Origin of the sequence: Paenibacillus doosanensis (assembly GCF_025060755.1) — a bacterium.
In the GTDB taxonomy this organism is placed as follows: Bacteria; Bacillota; Bacilli; order Paenibacillales; family NBRC-103111; genus Paenibacillus_S; species Paenibacillus_S doosanensis.
The window spans coordinates 1-16,283 of the sequence record NZ_JANYUY010000092.1 but is presented as its reverse complement, the minus strand read 5'-3'; the positions used below and the strand labels follow the sequence as shown (position 1 = coordinate 16,283).

Here is a 16,283-nt window from a genome sequence, read left to right as displayed (position 1 = left end):
TTCGTCGACGCGCTTCTACGCACAGATTTCGCCGTACGCAGGCATCCTAGCTACGCGGGGGCTTGGCCCCTCCCGCGACCGGATTTTCACCGGCTAGAAGATGCGTGCCTCTGGGCACGCTAAACAACAAAAAATGGCTGCCTGCACGGCAACCATTAGCTGGAATATATGATGATATGATGTCGAACCGTTATCTCCTATGTTCTTAACGCCGCTGGCAAGCTGCAAAAAGCGGTCAGCCGTTAACGATCCCGATCATAAAACCGTCATAGCCTTTGCTGCCCACCGTTTGAATCGCCGTAGCCGAAATCCTCGGTTCGTCGGCCAGCATATCGAAAAACGTTCGCACCCCTTGGATGCGGGGGTCGGTGCTATGCTTGTCGATCACTTCCCCGTCGCGGATCACATTATCTCCGACAATGACCGTCCCCGGGCGGGAGAAGCGCAGCGCCCACTGCAAATACGACGGATTACTCGGCTTGTCGGCGTCGATAAAAATCAAATCGAACGGCGCTTCCCCCTCCGCATAGAGCCGATCCAGCGATTCCAGCGCATCTCCGACGCGAAGCTCGACCCTGTCTTCCAGTCCGGCAAAAGCCAGATTGGCCCTCGCCACCTCGGCATGATGCGGATTCAGCTCCAGCGAGACGACACGCCCGTCGGCAGGCAATGCTCCGGCCATCCAGATTGTACTGTATCCGCCCAAAGTGCCGATTTCCAGAATACGTTTGGCACCCTGCATCCGAACGAACAGCTGCAGCAGCTTTCCTTGGTTCGGTGTCACATCGTAAGCCGGCAAATCGGCTTGTTGGTTGGATATAAGCGCCTGCTCCAGAACCGGATCATGCGGTATCAGACGGTCCGTAATATAATGATCGACCTGCTCCCAAATCTTTTCCGAATTCATAGATATCACTTCTCCTCTTCCTTCGATTTGGCTTCCTTACGAGATCATTATATTCGAAGCCAAATCATAAATATAATATATAATTTTGTACAAATTATAGTTTTAATATATGATTAATTCATGACAGGATGAGGAGGACTCCATATGAATTTGCATGCTTTGCGATTATTCCATGTTATCGCTTCGACAGGCAGCGTAACCCGCGCTTCGGAGCTTTTGAATATTAGCCAGCCCGCCATTACCGCACAAGTGAAAAAGTTTGAAAAAGAGCTGGAGCTCACCTTATTCAAACCGCAAGGCAGAGGGATCGCATTGACGGATGCCGGAGAAGAGCTAACCCTATTAGCCAAGCGGCTGTTCGCCGTAGAGCAGCAGATCGAACAATTCGCCCGGGATTACAAAAGCGGAGCGAAGGGCTGCATTCGGCTTGCGGCCACTTATTTGCCCGCCCATTTTCTAATTCCCGCCTGGATCGCCAAATTTAAGCAGCAGTACGAGCAAGTAGAGATGATCATCACGACAACCAATTCGAGCGATGCGATGAAGCAGCTGCTCCAGGTCGAAGCCGATATAGCCGTCTACGGCGGCGTTCCCGAGAACTATCCGGATTCGATTCACACCGAGGAGCTGTTTCAAGACGAGCTGTGGTTTGTGGTCGCCCCGACCCACAAATATGCGAATCGGCGGGTTTCCTTGACCGACATGATGAAAGAACCGTTCGTCATGCGCGAGGAAGGCAGCTCGACGAGAGAGAGGCTGCTGTCGCTTTGCCGTACGTTCAACTCGCCGGAGCCCACGATCTCTCTGCAGTTCAACGGACTGCACGAAGCTATCACGGCGGTCGTCGCCGGATACGGCGCGAACTTCGTCTCTTCCCTCGTCGTGCGAGACTATGTAGAACGCGGAGAACTGTGCCGGGTGTATGTAGAAGGAATTCATCTAAAAAACACGATAGCCATCTGCACCCGCAAACACGAACCGTTGTCCGCCCCCGCCATGAATTTCATCCGAATGATCCGCCGTTATCCTTACATGAAACCTGTTGGGGAGGGGTGAAGGCGATAATAAAAATCGATAGATACTGCATAAACTCAAAAGCTTCTAATGTTGTTAGAAATAGGTCTAGCAATTAGTACATTTGCACTTATATTATTCATTAATAATTCACAAACAAAGAATAATCAGGGACTAATTTACTCTTTTTTATAAATAATGGTTAATTAAGTAAAAAATGTGATATTATAAATTTTGTAATAAAAATATATAAGAAAAAGGAGCTAATCCATGAAAAAAACAGCACTCATTTCTACAATTGCATTGTCTACATTAATTGCTAGCGTATATCCAGTCTCTGCCGCACCATTTCAAAGACACTCCGCTGGAGCAAATGAGCAAAATATCTCTGAATCAATTCAGCCTATTAAACTAGAAGTGGAGCAAACTGTCAAAGATTTTTTTGATAGTTTAAATAAAAAAGATTCTGCTAAGTATCTTAATAATGTGGCTCATTCTCAGGATGATAGTACAAAATATGTATCTTCTCACTTAAAAGAAGGAAACATTGAAATTGATATTATAAAAACCCAAAAAATTAATGATTCTGAATACGAAGTTCAAGTCAAAAAAACAGAGAATGGTAAAGAATACCCTGTAATTCCTTATGATGTAGTATTAGAAGGGGATAAGTGGAAAGTAGATCCTACTAATATCGTTGTTACCCCAAAGGAAATTTTAGAAAAACAAGCAGCCGAGCTTGGTACTTCTTTAGCTTCTTCTCAGATAGCAAATATGCAAAATATAGTTGGAGAAAATGAGAATTTTATTGTAAGAAAGACATCCAAAAGTGAGGATACTGTGAGCCCAATGTCTTTCCTAACTTATAACTTTGGTGAGAGATCTGTAGATATCTATTCTCCCGGAGCTCTTGGTGTCGAGACTATTCCTGGAAATAATGACCACCCAATCGATAGCCTGAACTGGACAATCGCCAGCTTATATGAAAAAAATGGATCACAATATACCGAAATGCAATTTAAAAGTTTGAGCCCTACGAGCACGGACTATGCGACTTTCTCAGTTTCAGGGTACTACGCTGTTAGTGCAAGAAATTTCAATTACCCAGATGTAACAGGCAAATTTAACGCTGTTTGGTAGAAATATTATTTTAATAGTAAATAAGAGTGTGGCAGACTTTTGCCACACTCTTGACTTTTTAGGGCAAACGTACTTAGGAATTACTTTCTTTTCCCATACAGCTCCTCAAAGTCTGTTTTAGAGATATAAAATAGACTCTCATCTAATTTAGGGTTTATAGCAATCTCCAATACCGTCAAATCACTTGTTACTTCCCCGTTACGGTTGTATAGCTCTCTTTTTAACAACATACCTGTTTCCTTATCAATCCACATCGTAAATTTTTCCGCATCATATTTACTTTGGAGCTCACTAGGCAAATCTCCGCTAATTTGAATTACCGGTCTTCCCAATAGCGAACCCTCGCCAATTATTTGCCAAAGATCAGAAACTTTGAGAAATTCCGATGCTTGTTGCTCCGGAACGACAATCGTTTCGGCAATTCCCGAATTTGCCGGATCTCGTCTTGGTGGCTGCTCCGTTTTTGGAAGCTTCTTTTCATCAGGAGTTTGCGGCGGAGGGCCGATATAAGTCAATGTCTCATATTTTCCATTAATTTTATTAATCAAATATCCATTCGTAAATATGACCTCATGGGCCCCGCTTTTTAAATAACTTGCAGGCTGCTCCCCTTCACGAACTTGAAACTCGACAGCACTCTTTTCCTTACTTGCCGAATCAATGAACTTCCCCTTCACCGTTGTAAAATGATCTAAAGAACTTCCCAGCATTTTCACAACCATATCTTTACTGATAGCTGTTGATTCTTCGGAAAATTGAGATGCCTCTAATGATTCCCCTTTCGCATTCGTTAAAGCTACAACACTTAAAAGCGCAGCAACCGCCACCCCAAGCAGCGATAGTTTAAAAGTATTTTTTTTAAACAGTTTGATCATGATTATCCTCCTTCTAAGCTGTTTTTTGCTTCCGGAAATACGTGCCAGTCCCGGGAATTGAAGAGGTTGTGAGATATGCTCCATCAGCTTAATAATAGTTCTGGCGTACTCTTCGGATTCATTCCGTTCGATGCAATTCAGCACTACTGCATCGCATGCTATCTCCTGGTCTTCACGCATACGGGAATACGCATACCAAAGAACAGGGTTAAACCAATGTAGAATGAGCAGTGCATTCATGATCCAATTGATCGCTATATCCTTTCGTTTGAGATGAATTAATTCATGAAGGAGAATATAGCGTAATTCATCGGAAGTAAGCTTGCTTACAGCTGATTTTGGTATGATGATTTTAGGGTGAAGGATTCCCCATAACGTCGGACTAGAAACTTTGTCTGATAAAACTATCGGGATCGACGCTTTGATAAATAAAATCTTTTTGCATATATTGTACGTTTTTTCGATTTCAGAGTTGATCTTTTTTGTTTCATTTCGCATAGTTAGCTCAAATTTGCGATTCGCAAGAAATACCTTGGCACTCAATATCAGAATTCCCATAAGCCAAACTAAAGCAGAACATTGGAGGAATAGAGACAAATAGCTTGTTGAACCGTGAATGTCGGCTAAATCCGCTTTATCGCTACTCGGTTGACTGTCCATATGCCGATCCGTTTCGTACGGTTTTATTTCTTCCGGCACGCTATCTTCCAGAGATTTAGCAAAATCCATACTTTGGAAATTAAAATTCGACTCCTGTTTATTGGTAAATGTCAGAAGATTAAATACACTGAACGAGCTCTCCGGTGACCAAGGCAGGATTAACCTTATGATCAGGAGAAGCCAAAGCATGTAATGCCATTTCGGACTTAATTTACCCTTCAGGGACAGCTTCATCAACAAAATCAACCCTACTAACACCGTAGCCATTACAGAAGTAGATAACACCCACTGAAAAAAAGTCAATATGTCTGTCACATTCACCTATCCTTCCTAATGAGAATTCAAAATAATTATTCTTTTTTATCAAGAAGCCTTTTAAGCTCTGCAATATCCTCTGAGGACAATGTTTCGTCATCTCGAATAAAGTTAACTAACATCGGCTTTAGAGCCCCTCCATAAATACGTTTCAAGAACGACTCGCTTTCCGTCCTTAAGTACTCCTCTTCACTTACTAAAGGATAGTAATAATAGGAGCGCCCATCCTCTTTAAAACTGACTACATTTTTCTTTACAAGCCTGCTAATAAATGTTTTCACTGTGTTAGGTTTCCATGTCTTATTCAGTTCCTCAATTACATCATTTGCAGTGCAAGGCGTTTTTGCCCATAAGATCCTCATAATTTCCAATTCTGATTCAGAAATGCGAGGGATGTTGCTCATATCCATCCTCCTTCTTTTGACTACATTTGTAGTCGATGGGTTTATTATTACATTTTACCTGCAATGATGTCAAATCTTCCTTGATTTGAGAATGAATCAAAAAAGGGATGTTTCCAAATTTACTTGGAAGCAGCCCTTTTTATGAAATAATTTCTCGCCCAGCTTTTCAAGCTTCTAATCCACAATACTCTCCCTTAACGCGAAGCTTCCCGCCCGCATCCTCCACCTCCAGAAAAATAGGCCGTTCGTCCGGCGTACGATTGGGCGTATGAATCGTCAGCATCAACCGGCCGTCGAAGGTGCGGAACAGCATGCCGTGGCCGCCGTCGTCCTGATAAAGCGGCTGCGCTTCGTGAACCCAAGGCCCGGTTACCTTCCCGCTTGCAGATGTTGATACGCCCAGCGCATAGCTGCCGTTAACGAAGCTGGCCCACACATGCCGCATCGCAGAGGCAAGCCGCGACAGCGGCTTCGTAATCCCGTAAGAAATCCATGACGCCCCGATAATGGCGAAGAGGAGCAGCAGCGCGGAGACGAGCAGACTGCTGTCGCGCAGCTTGAACAGCTTCAAGAACAAATCCTTCTCCGGCACGAGTCCGACCAGCATCCAGTTATTCATCTGCAGCTTTTTATAAACGAGAATATCGGTCGTTCCCCGCGCGTTTTGCACATACAGCACGCCTTGGCTGGCCGTTTCCGACCGGGCCAGCGCCGCATTGGGCGCCAGGTTCGGAAGCGCGTCGTACTCGTCCGCTTGCGACAAAATCGGGCGTCCGTCCTGATCGACGAGGAAGATCGTGCCGTTCTCTCCAAGATGAATCCGGTTCAGCGGTTCCAGGAAATAATCGGAGCTCACATTGACCTTGAGCACGCTTTTCGCCAAGGTTGGCTCGAACGTGCCGATCGGCAGCATTAGGCTGAGCACCTGATACGGCCGGGAACGCAGCGCCTCCACCGGATCGGAGTGAGCCGATTCCCAATGATCGCCTTCATTGACGAATTTCCGGTACCAGCCCTCATCCTGAAATTCGATGTTCGCCGATACCTCATTGCCGTCGCCGACGCGGGTGCCATCCTTGCGGTAAATGGAGACGGAAGAAGCGATAGAATAGTTGTTCGTCGTTTGCGTCAGAAACAGGCTCATCGCAATGTTAGCGAGCATCTTCTCGCCTTCCGGCAGAGAAGGATCGGATAAAGCGCTGTCCCATTTTTTCGTCGTCTCGCTGTTGAACACTACGGAAGACAAGTCATACATTTGCGATAGCGCCATATGCACGAAGGAGCCGTACTCGTCCATTTTTTCCAATGCCGACGATTCGATATAGGAGCGGATCATCGACCGCGATTCTTGAAAGAGCAAATAGAACATCGTCCCGAAGGAAACGACCAGCAGGATGACGAAAAAAGCGATCAAGCGGTTTTTTAGCGAATAAAACATAGTTTCCCGTCCTCTCTCCCGTCCCGTCAAGCCTCGCTTGTCAAGACTGATGACACGCATGTGAACGCTTTCGTTATGATTGTTATTATAAGCCATATTGCCGTTTTGCGGTACAAGCCGTCGGGCGAAGGCCGCGGATTTCGGCAGGCGCTCCTCCGGCGGCGGACGCATGGAAAAAAGCCGCTCCTAAGAGCGGCCTTGATCTGTTGGCGTCAGCGCAAATAGCGGGCGATCATGCGAACCAGCTTCGCTGGGAATTCATGGAGATCGGTAATATCCAGAAACCGCTCCTCCCCGTAAATGCCGCTGATGACCTCTTTGTCCTGGCCGATTGCGGCCGCTAAGAAGGAGACGCCTTTGCGTTCATATTCGGCTATCGTCTGGCGCATGTCTTGAACGGCGAGGCTTCCGGTATAGTCTTCCATCGCCTTGGGCTGGCCGTCGCTAATGCTAATCAGCAGCTTGGTCTGCTTCGGCGAAGCGGCCAGCCGTTCCCCCATAATTCTTAGCGCCATACCGTCGCGGTTGTTGCTTCGGGCCCGAATGCCCGTCAGCCGGAAGCGGTCGCTCGGGTCAGGCTTCTCCAAATCGGCATAGGCGTAGACCGCCATCTGCTCCAAACGGGAGACGTCCGCCGTATCGCCGTAGATCAGCACCGGAATATCGCACATACGGCAAAATTCATATACGGCGATGACCGCCCGTTTGGCCGCCTCCAGCCTCCCGAAGGCCGCCATCGACGCCGATTCGTCGACTCTTAAGCCGACGGCCAGAGAAGGGGTTTCCGCAGGCGGACGTTTCTTGGCAAAATACCGGAAGTCGCGGTAAGCGACGCTATCCGCTTGAAATTTGGCGCCGTAGTAGTGATTTCTCGCAAATTCGGAAGCGGACTCATGCTCCAGCAGCGGAAGCGTCTTTCGGGCAATCTCCCGCACGATGGGCAGCAGCTCCGAGCTTAAACGGACGTATTCCCGCTGATTGTCCGCATCGTATTCCGGGCGGTGAACGATCAGCTTGACTCCTTTATGAATCGAATCGGACACGATGTCTCTGGCGAAGCGGTTCAGTTGTTTGCGGAACTCCTTCTCCTGCCGCCGCGCCTCGGCCGCCATCGGCTCAGGGTTAGCCTCGTGAATGACGGGAGAACCGTTCTCTCCCGTGTCCCAGCTTTCCATGCGGTCGGATGGCTCACCCGGTTCTCCGCCGCCGTCGTCGCTATCCGCCGATTTTTTTAGCCGAATGCCCTGTTCGTCGTCCTTATCTTCACGGTTCTCATCGATAGGCTCGATGCTCCCCCATGTTCGGATTTCTACGGCTTCGCCGTTTCGTTTTTTTTTACCTGCTGCGAAGCTTCCTCCAGCGCCGCCAGCAAACCGCGGGCTTCGAGGGCTTCTTCCAGCAATCTGATTTCTTCGGAATCGGTGGTAATTTTATAAATGACTTTATGATAGAGCGATTGCCTCGGCGCAGCGCCTGCGGCGACCGCGTCGGCCCAATAAAAATACGAGCGCATCCCGGCTACGCCTTTCATTGCATTAGCCCGGGCGGTTTTGTCCAAACTAATGATAATATCCGCCAGAACGTCCAGCACTTCGCGGTCGCCATAACCGGTTTTGGCCGCCGCCCGTTCGACCATCACTTCTTTGACCGGCAGGTCCATCTTCTCCGTATGCTGAACTCTGTCACGGAGCGCTTCGTTAAGCGGCCTTGCCCCGGCATAGCTGCGGTTGGCCGTAATGACCGCTATGAAATCCGGGTGCCGATGAATGACTTCCGTAGGAAGATTGATGCTTCCGTCCAGCTCTAACGCGGAATTCAGCGCCATCAGCACGGCGGCGTCCCGAATCACGTTCGGTTCCTGAATTTCCAGCAAATACCCTTGCTTGAAAGCTCTGACGATCTCGGAAGGATAGAAGCGGTACTCCACCGGCTCTCCGTCGGATTGTTCCGCGGCAAGCTTCAAGAGCTGCTTCAGCTTGAGCGCGGCAACATCGCGCGTCACCCCCAGCGCGTTCATTAGCAGCTCCGCAGCGCTTTGCAAGCCGTCGCTTTCGTACAGCGCCTTGAGCGCGGCTCGATCCTCCGGCTCCAGTTTCTCCAATCGCTCGGATGAAACGACCGGCAAGATCGCCCCGATAATATCCGATTTGTCCATATCGGCAAAACAAGTCACCTTCGTGTAAGGCAGCCCGAAATGGGCGGATAACGCTTTGGCCAGCTGCGTTTTGCCGGAGCCCGCGTCGCCCTCCAGCAAAACATTGGCGATCTTCAACTCCCCGCGATTCCAATTGCGCTTAATTTCTTGACAAATCCGCCGCTCCTCTTCGCTGACTTGATGCGATTGCGGCATTTTCCAAACGAGCTTGCGCTCTTCTTCCGTCAACGATCTTGCAGGGGATAATAGATAGGATTCACGATCATTCATAATATTTCACCTCAAAACACATCTTATTAGCATACTTATGCTGCAGCCCCTAGCGAGCCTTAATATCCCATATCCTTTAAAATTCGGGACAACGTGCGCAGACGTTCCCCGATCATCTCGTCGTCGTCGCTGAGCGCCTGATTGAACAGCTTAATATCTTCGTTGATTTTGTCGTTATCCGTGCAGACCGCTACCGTCATGGCGTCCCCTTGCAGGCCGATCCGGTCGATCACCGGCTGCTGCGGATCGTATAGATGCTCGTACCGGTAAGCTTCGCGGAAATGCGATACCGTCCGGCAGATGAGAATAGATAAATCCAGCACGCGATGAAGCGGCAGCTCCTCGGACTGTCTGGACCATTTTTCCCCCGTGTATCTCCATACTTTGGCAGAAATATCGACCTTCCCTCTGTCGTTCCACTGAGCCAATCCCAAGGAAAGTCCTTTCGCATCCGTGCTGCCGGCGAGCCGACCGTCCACCTGCTCATAATTTTCCGACACGACGACGGGCTTATGCTTCAAAGTCGTAGGTATTTTCATATCGTTTCCTTCTTTCTATATAGATGAATTGGTTATTTATCGGGTGCCGACGGACTTAATTACTAAATTACTTATTTACTAAATTACTAGATCATCTTAACGCACTTTATGTCATCCGTCAACCCGGCGGTAGCCCCTGCTTCATTGGTTGCGTCAGTAAACGCCGAAAATCCTATTCCCGTTAACAAATCGTTCAGGCATAAAAAAGAGCCGGCCTCAAGGTGTTTGCAACCTTAAGGACAGCTCTTATGCAAGCCGAACGGCTTAACTTCAACATCTCTAGGACGACCAGCGCTTTATTGCCGCTCCCTGAACAATAACGCCCTGATAGCGAACTTCGGCAAAATAAGTTGACGCCTCCATCTGGCCGGCTGCTGGATCAACCGGTACAGCCATTCGACGTTCAGCTTCTTCCAGCTTTCCGGCGTTTCCTTCACTTTCCCGGCGATGACGTCCAGACTGCCTCCGACGCCGATGGCAATCGCTGCATTCAATCTGGATTTATGCTTGTAAATCCATCTTTCGGCGTACGGAGCCCCCAGCGCTACAATTAGGATGTCAGGCGCAAGCGAAGCGATCTCTTCCACAATCCGTTCTTCCTCATCCTGCTTGAAAAATCCGTGGTGGTTCCCAGCGATACGCAGCGACGGATAGCGCTCCGCAATCACCTCGCATGCCCGTTCGTTTACGGCCGCGTCCGCTCCCAAAATATAGAACGACCACCGCTTCCGATTACCGGATTCCAGCAGTCTTATTAATGTATCGTAACCGGTCACCCGTTCAGGTAGATTCCCGCCGCGGACACGGGATACCATCACAATGCCGATGCCGTCGGCCGTAATCAGCCCGGCTTCCTCAACGATGGCGCGCAGCTCGGCGTCCTTCCGGCAGGCCATAGTGATTTCCGGATTGACGGTGATCACATGGAACAATTCCGGCGGCCTCCGTTCTACCACTTCGTTAAGGATTTCCACCGTGCGGTCAAGCGTATGTTTCGGGAACTGAATGCCCATTACATTAGCGTAGTTATTCATCCGGGCCCATCCACCTTTTGCATGTCGTTAGACATATTTTAACATAAACTGGTTTTCGGAGCTATCCGGGGTATGCGGGGTGACCTCATATCTTTAAACAGGAAAAATGATACAGAAGCACCATTGGTTTCATACGGACATATTGTCTATAATGGGTGATGGATTTCGGCAACGCAGCTGATCATCATTATACTAGAGGATGTGACGGATTTGAGTTCTTACGACATTCATATTGGAAGACTTATTAACGGGAGAAGAGGTTACGACGGTCAGGGACGGTTTTGGGTGTGCCTGCCAGACCAGCAAATAGTGGAAACGGATGATATCGCCAATTATCGAGGAAGATTCGTCAGTTCAAAAGAAATCGAGGACCTGCTCTATCATTTTTGCCTGGATTGCATTCGCGAATTTTCCGAAACCGAAAATAATCGGGACGTTTACACCTTTTCCATCTATACGGACGCCACTCACGGCGGCTTTATCGTCTACATGAATAATTTAGCCGAACTAAACAAAAGCGTACAAGCCGCTTACGATAAAAGCCGGAGCAACTACCCCGAACGAAATCGTACTATGGAACAAATTTATCATGATTATCAATTTTCCGAGGGCGACTACTCGTTTATGTACGACGGGATACCTGAACCATTAGAAAACATATTAAACGTTTATTACTGTGTCAGTCTTGAACAACCGTATAATTTACGAATCGATACCCCTTACATATTCGACAAAAGCATAGTCGACTCTCAGCTCTATATGATCGCTATGGAGGTCATCAGACGTTTACAGGATGATTTCCAAGGGCTGAATCGAACGGACAACTTCATAGCCTATGTATCTTCAGCCGACGGAGACGGCGGGGATTACTTAACGCTCGGCTCCTTAATCAGAAAATGCGTTCCAACCGACCGGCTATATGAAGCAATGCCTCTTTTAAAGGAAAAAGATGACGCGCTGAAACAGCGGATCGACTCGGTAAAAGAAAAATCGATAGAAGAACAATACCAATACTGGATGTCATCCATCAGCGGCGGGGAATTCAGTGATTTTAGTCTATTCCCCTTTTGGAGAACGGGCTACCAAGCTTACGAGCTCCTTCTGGAGCTTGGGCACAGCATACTGCCGGCAGTAACCGAGCAACTGAAAACGGAAGAGGACCCGGACATTCGCTATGTACTGGGAGCACTTTATGAAGACATCCGCTCCCAAAGTTAACTTAAAGCGGCGAAAAAAAGACACCCCAGCGGGTACCCAGCGGGTGTCTTTATCTTAATGTTCGTCTTACGCCGTTAATTCGCCTTGATCTCAAGCAATTCGTACTGCAATACGCCCACAGGCGCATTTACCTTGATCTTATCGCCGACTTTTTTACCCATCAACTCTTTGCCCAGCGGGCTTTCGTAAGAAATCTTGTTCTCATCTACATTAGCTTCGGCCGGTCCGACGATCCGGTACTCGATCTTCTCGGCAAACTCGATATCATTGAGAGTCACGACAGAGCCCACTCCGACTTGACTCAGATTTAATTCGCTTGACGCCACGACTCTGGCATTCTTCAGCATACGCTCCAACGTCAGGATGCGAGTCTCCATAAAGGCTTGATCGTCCTTGGCCGAGTGATACTCGCTGTTCTCTCTGAGATCTCCGTAGCTGATCGCCACCTTCAGTCTCTCCGACAACTCCTTGCGTTTGACCGTTTTCAGCTCGTGGAGCTCCTCCTCGATTTGGGCCAGTCCCTCTTCCGTTAAAATAACTTCTTCGTTGCTCATGGTTCAACTCCATTTCTTAGTCATCTTATTAGTTTACCCCAATTCCCGGCAAAATGTAAGATCTATCGGAAAAATACTATGCTCGAATAAATCCGCCCTCGGAGTGTATAACTTGACCTGTAATCCACTCGGCTTCATCGCTGGCAAGAAACGTAATTAAGCGGGCGGTATCCTCCGGCAAACCTATTCGTCCCGTGGGAAACCGCGGCAAAAGATGCTGCTTAATGGAGTCCGTCATCCATCCCGTATCGGTAGGTCCCGGATTAACCGCATTCACCGTTATGCCCAGCGAAGCGATTTCCGGAGCCAAGGAACGGGTAAAAGCCGATATGGCGCCTTTCGTCGCTACATACTCCAAAGATCCGATCATTGGACCTTGCTCTTGACCGGATGTGAGATTGACGATGCGTCCTGCTTTGCAATTCTCTTTCTTAAAACGGCGGGCAAATTCAACGCAAAGAAGACAAGTGGCTCTCACGTTCACTTCATAATGCTTGTCAAAAGATTTTGCGTCAACGTTCATATACCCGTTACTCGCGTCATGAGTGGCATTATTGACAAGAATCGTCGGAGAGCCCAGCTTCTCCGAAACGGAATCGAGCAAGCGGGCCGGAGCATTCGCATCCGATAAATCGATTTCGATGCTTTCGCAGCGGCGTCCCATCGCTTGAATCTCGTTGCGCAATAAACCAGCCCATTCCCGCTCCGAGCCCCAAGGCATAGAATCATCGTATTCCCGCCAAACGGTAAAGAAAATATCAGCCCCCGCACTCGCCAAACTTCGGCAAATAGCTGTCCCTATCCCCTCTCGTCGGCTGGCCCCCGTAACCACCGCTATATGACCTTGTAATCTTTGCTCCATCGTCGTCCCTCCCATCATATCTGTTCAAGTCCGTTAACTATCCAAAACCGCATCTTCTTCAGGGAAACTTGTATACAAACAACGGCAGCTTTGGACCAAATCAACATGTCCTAGACTGCCGTCACTATTAGTTGCTTACGCTCTCCGATGGATTTTTGACCGCCGCTATAAGCAAAAACATCGGCCGCCGCACTTCTTCTTGCCATGCCGGATTTTGGTCTAACATCTCTTGAGTCGGCTGAAGCTCGGAAAGCTTCGTGATTTGAAAGCCGGATTCGATTAATGTATTGATATAGCTGGTAACGGTACGATGATATTTGATGACGTCATCCTCCAAAAATCTTGCCTGCCGCGGACCTTCCTTATGGTAGTCGTCGACAGGCCAATGCAATTTCTCGCCTTGTTGGCCGTAGTACCAGTCTTGCGCCGCCAGCGCGGTGAAGATCGGATGCTCAACCGAGAGCACGAAGCTTCCTCCCGCTGCGAGGCAATGATAAATTTTACGGCAGATGTTATCGAAGTCTTGGACATAGTGGAGCGAAAGAGAGCTGATGACCACATCGAACTCCCCCGCTCCAAAATCGATATCTTCGATCGCAAGGCGCCGATACTCGATATGCGGATCGTCGGTCATCGTTCTGGCGCGTTCCAGCATATTCTCGGAAAGGTCGACGCCTACAACCGATCTAGCCTGGTGTTCGCGCGCATAACGGCAATGCCAGCCGAAACCGCAGCCAAGATCAAGCACTCTTTTATCGCGCAAATCTGGAATCAATGCCCGAAAGGTGCTCCATTCCCCGGCAGCGTCCAAGCCGCCGACCGAGCGAGGCATCTGACTGTATTTCTCAAAAAATCCCAAGTCGTCATATTTATTTTGTTTCAAAGTAACCTTCCCTTTCTGTCTCTATGTATCGAACAGTATAACTTTAACCGTCAGCAATATCTTTAGCAAATTTGATTTTAATGAAAATTTCCTGCCCGCAGCGCTAACCTGAAATTTCCCAAAGAACTTTTCGGACGATTTCCCTTATCTCCGGTAATCTTTTTTCTTCGAATAGCGGATGATCCTTAAACCATTTCCTATTCAGCGGCGAAGGATGCGGCAGCACTATCGCAGGTTTATCGTTCAACGTATTATTTTTAAAAACGAGGCCGTCAAAACTTTCATTTGGAAACAAAAATTTCGCGGCTTTCGATCCGATAATTACAAATAATTCATTGTTAACGGCTTCCAATTCCTTCCTGAGCCATTTTCGAGCACAAGCTAACGGTGGAGGATTGTCCCCTCCTTTTGCATTTTTACCGGGAAAGCAATGAGATAATGCAGTGATATAAAAATGATCTTCATTGTAAAAAACATCGTCGGTTATTTGATACCATTTGTATTTCAGCTTCGCTCCCGAAGGATCGTTAAACGGCTTTTTTGTGAGATGAACATTATTCGAAGGGGCTTGGCTGATTTGGATAATTTTAGATCGTTCATTTCCATGAACTATCGGAACGGGGGTAAACCCGAACTTTTCTGTACAATCATCGCAAGCAAGAATGTTTCCTTTGAGTTCCGTAAAAGACATCGTCTAATCCTCGCAATTCATTTCAGAAATATAAAATCCTTCAACGGCTGAATCGAATGAATGGTATTTTAACTCCCTATTTTGAATCCATTTTTCCAAAGGTATGAGCCATGGGCGGAACTTTATGAAATTGCGTAAATCCCTTACATTCACAAACCGTACCTCTATCACATCAAGATCGGGATCTTTCATCTCACCTTGTTCTGATTGTAAGCTTCCTGAATAATAAACATGGAGATATTGTCCATACTTCTCCGAAGTATACTCCGTAATAAAAGCAACTTCTTCAACGGCTATTTTCAATCCTGTTTCCTCAAATGCTTCCCGCTCTGCCGTCTTCAGGAATGTTTCGCCCATTTCAGTCGACCCTTTCGGCAAACTCCAGCCGGACTTATCTTTTACCAGCAATACCGTTTCATCTTTTACAATCACAACACCAGCCGCAAGCTTATGAGCCAATGGTTTCCATCCCCTTAAACGATAATGGAAATGCTTATAATTTAAATAGTCAATCGTTCCGAATGAATGTATTAACTGACGTTCTTCTTAAGCTTCATTTTAGGTTTTCCGGGTTTAATCCTACTAATGTTTCTGGAATGAAGAATCCGTCCTTACGGATCAGAATATCATCGAACCATATTTCTCCGCCACCGAAATCAGATCGCTGAATATTTACAATATCCCAGTGCAATTCTGACCAATTCTGATTCCCAGGCGATCCTACAGGTACACATCCGGGAGTTAAGTGGTAACTGCCCCATATTTTTTCGTCAAATAGAGTATCTTTCATTGGTTTTTCAATATAGGGGTTCAACCCGATTCCAAATTCCCCAAAATATCTAGCCCCCTGGTCCGTATCAAGCAATCTATTTATTTGGTCCGAATCATTCGCCGTAGCATGTATAATTTTACCATTCTGTATTTCAAAGCGAATATTATCGTAAGTAAACCCTTCTTTAATCGACGGTGTATTATACGAAATGTACCCGTTAACGGATTCTTTAACCGGCATTGTATATACTTCGCCATCCGGAAGGTTCATGATTCCTGCGTCTTTGAACGAAGGCATATTTTTAATTGAGAATGTTACATCTGTCCCGGGGCCGGAAATCCTCACCTTGTCCGTTTGATCCATCAACGCCACTAAATGATCCATTTCCTTATCCATTTTGGAATAATCAAGATTACAAACATTAACCTGAATTTCGAAAGCGCATAAGAATGCGGTGGCGATCATCCAGGAGCGGATCAACAACTGTGAATAAGTGGGAGTGGGACCAGCGAAATTTTGAAACCAATATCCACATGGGGATAACTCCCCCCT

At 47.4% G+C, this 16,283-nt stretch carries 17 protein-coding genes; 3 read left to right on the top strand and 14 right to left on the bottom strand.

Translation table 11 applies throughout. The features are described 5' to 3' along the window. Positions 1-235: 235 nt before the first annotated feature. Positions 236-907 carry an O-methyltransferase gene (locus tag N0M98_RS33115; protein WP_249863049.1) on the bottom strand — a complete coding sequence of 224 codons (672 nt, stop codon included), beginning with the start codon at positions 905-907 and terminating at the stop codon, positions 236-238. A gap of 144 nt (positions 908-1,051) precedes the next feature. Here N0M98_RS33115 and N0M98_RS33110 point away from each other — a divergent pair, with 144 nt between their 5' ends. Next, a complete protein-coding gene (locus N0M98_RS33110) occupies positions 1,052-1,963 on the top strand; it encodes a LysR family transcriptional regulator (RefSeq protein WP_249863048.1) in 912 nt (303 codons plus the stop codon). Positions 1,964-2,191: 228 nt separating this feature from the next. Next, positions 2,192-3,061, top strand: coding sequence for an ATP synthase subunit B family protein (locus tag N0M98_RS33105; RefSeq protein ID WP_249863047.1), 870 nt, complete (start codon positions 2,192-2,194; stop codon positions 3,059-3,061). An 80-nt stretch (positions 3,062-3,141) separates the two neighbouring features. Here N0M98_RS33105 and N0M98_RS33100 read toward each other — a convergent pair whose 3' ends face one another. From N0M98_RS33100 to N0M98_RS33070, 7 genes are all read right to left on the bottom strand, one after another. Continuing rightward, positions 3,142-4,911 carry a M56 family metallopeptidase gene (locus N0M98_RS33100; RefSeq protein WP_259620445.1) on the bottom strand — a complete coding sequence of 590 codons (1,770 nt, stop codon included), beginning with the start codon at positions 4,909-4,911 and terminating at the stop codon, positions 3,142-3,144. A 35-nt stretch (positions 4,912-4,946) separates the two neighbouring features. After that, the gene (locus N0M98_RS33095) at positions 4,947-5,315 is read right to left on the bottom strand and encodes a BlaI/MecI/CopY family transcriptional regulator (RefSeq protein WP_249863045.1); all 369 of its coding nucleotides are present in this window, start codon (positions 5,313-5,315) and stop codon (positions 4,947-4,949) included. A 166-nt stretch (positions 5,316-5,481) separates the two neighbouring features. Then, positions 5,482-6,924 carry a cache domain-containing protein gene (locus tag N0M98_RS33090; protein ID WP_259620444.1) on the bottom strand — a complete coding sequence of 481 codons (1,443 nt, stop codon included), beginning with the start codon at positions 6,922-6,924 and terminating at the stop codon, positions 5,482-5,484. A 41-nt stretch (positions 6,925-6,965) separates the two neighbouring features. Further along, a complete protein-coding gene (locus N0M98_RS33085; RefSeq protein WP_259620443.1) occupies positions 6,966-7,928 on the bottom strand; it encodes a vWA domain-containing protein in 963 nt (320 codons plus the stop codon). A gap of 134 nt (positions 7,929-8,062) precedes the next feature. Beyond that, a complete protein-coding gene (locus tag N0M98_RS33080) occupies positions 8,063-9,178 on the bottom strand; it encodes an AAA family ATPase (protein ID WP_259620442.1) in 1,116 nt (371 codons plus the stop codon). Positions 9,179-9,237: 59 nt separating this feature from the next. Beyond that, a complete protein-coding gene (locus N0M98_RS33075) occupies positions 9,238-9,717 on the bottom strand; it encodes a DUF6530 family protein (RefSeq protein ID WP_259620441.1) in 480 nt (159 codons plus the stop codon). 296 nt (positions 9,718-10,013) lie between these two features. Then, the gene (locus N0M98_RS33070) at positions 10,014-10,751 is read right to left on the bottom strand and encodes a WecB/TagA/CpsF family glycosyltransferase (protein WP_259620440.1); all 738 of its coding nucleotides are present in this window, start codon (positions 10,749-10,751) and stop codon (positions 10,014-10,016) included. A 210-nt stretch (positions 10,752-10,961) separates the two neighbouring features. Here N0M98_RS33070 and N0M98_RS33065 point away from each other — a divergent pair, with 210 nt between their 5' ends. Further along, positions 10,962-11,969, top strand: coding sequence for a DUF4303 domain-containing protein (locus N0M98_RS33065; protein ID WP_259620439.1), 1,008 nt, complete (start codon positions 10,962-10,964; stop codon positions 11,967-11,969). Between the two features lie 74 nt (positions 11,970-12,043). On the opposite strand, the gene greA is transcribed toward N0M98_RS33065, so the two are convergent. The 6 genes from greA to N0M98_RS33035 all read right to left on the bottom strand — a co-directional run. Then, positions 12,044-12,523: a transcription elongation factor GreA gene (gene greA, locus N0M98_RS33060; RefSeq protein ID WP_249863038.1), complete on the bottom strand. Its 480-nt coding sequence runs from the start codon at positions 12,521-12,523 to the stop codon at positions 12,044-12,046. Between the two features lie 76 nt (positions 12,524-12,599). Continuing rightward, positions 12,600-13,385 carry an SDR family oxidoreductase gene (locus tag N0M98_RS33055; protein WP_249863037.1) on the bottom strand — a complete coding sequence of 262 codons (786 nt, stop codon included), beginning with the start codon at positions 13,383-13,385 and terminating at the stop codon, positions 12,600-12,602. Between the two features lie 127 nt (positions 13,386-13,512). After that, positions 13,513-14,268: a class I SAM-dependent methyltransferase gene (locus N0M98_RS33050; protein ID WP_259620438.1), complete on the bottom strand. Its 756-nt coding sequence runs from the start codon at positions 14,266-14,268 to the stop codon at positions 13,513-13,515. 103 nt (positions 14,269-14,371) lie between these two features. Then, the gene (locus tag N0M98_RS33045) at positions 14,372-14,959 is read right to left on the bottom strand and encodes a uracil-DNA glycosylase family protein (RefSeq protein ID WP_249863035.1); all 588 of its coding nucleotides are present in this window, start codon (positions 14,957-14,959) and stop codon (positions 14,372-14,374) included. A 3-nt stretch (positions 14,960-14,962) separates the two neighbouring features. Next, complete coding sequence (locus tag N0M98_RS33040) at positions 14,963-15,418, bottom strand: NUDIX domain-containing protein (protein WP_249863034.1); 456 nt, start codon at positions 15,416-15,418, stop codon at positions 14,963-14,965. 94 nt (positions 15,419-15,512) lie between these two features. Beyond that, a partial coding sequence (locus tag N0M98_RS33035; RefSeq protein WP_259620437.1) for an aminopeptidase occupies positions 15,513-16,283 on the bottom strand: 771 nt, incomplete at its 5' end.

Bases quoted from the DNA above. Each gene is read 5' to 3' on its own strand.
- N0M98_RS33115 (WP_249863049.1), bottom strand. From the start codon at position 907: ATGAATTCGGAAAAGATTTGGGAGCAGGTCGATCATTATATTACGGAC.
- N0M98_RS33110 (WP_249863048.1), top strand. From the start codon at position 1,052: ATGAATTTGCATGCTTTGCGATTATTCCATGTTATCGCTTCGACAGGC.
- N0M98_RS33105 (WP_249863047.1), top strand. From the start codon at position 2,192: ATGAAAAAAACAGCACTCATTTCTACAATTGCATTGTCTACATTAATT.
- N0M98_RS33095 (WP_249863045.1), bottom strand. From the start codon at position 5,315: ATGAGCAACATCCCTCGCATTTCTGAATCAGAATTGGAAATTATGAGG.
- N0M98_RS33090 (WP_259620444.1), bottom strand. From the start codon at position 6,924: ATGCGTCCGCCGCCGGAGGAGCGCCTGCCGAAATCCGCGGCCTTCGCC.
- N0M98_RS33085 (WP_259620443.1), bottom strand. From the start codon at position 7,928: ATGGAAAGCTGGGACACGGGAGAGAACGGTTCTCCCGTCATTCACGAG.
- N0M98_RS33080 (WP_259620442.1), bottom strand. From the start codon at position 9,178: ATGAATGATCGTGAATCCTATCTATTATCCCCTGCAAGATCGTTGACG.
- N0M98_RS33075 (WP_259620441.1), bottom strand. From the start codon at position 9,717: ATGAAAATACCTACGACTTTGAAGCATAAGCCCGTCGTCGTGTCGGAA.
- N0M98_RS33070 (WP_259620440.1), bottom strand. From the start codon at position 10,751: ATGAATAACTACGCTAATGTAATGGGCATTCAGTTCCCGAAACATACG.
- greA (WP_249863038.1), bottom strand. From the start codon at position 12,523: ATGAGCAACGAAGAAGTTATTTTAACGGAAGAGGGACTGGCCCAAATC.
- N0M98_RS33055 (WP_249863037.1), bottom strand. From the start codon at position 13,385: ATGGAGCAAAGATTACAAGGTCATATAGCGGTGGTTACGGGGGCCAGC.
- N0M98_RS33045 (WP_249863035.1), bottom strand. From the start codon at position 14,959: ATGTCTTTTACGGAACTCAAAGGAAACATTCTTGCTTGCGATGATTGT.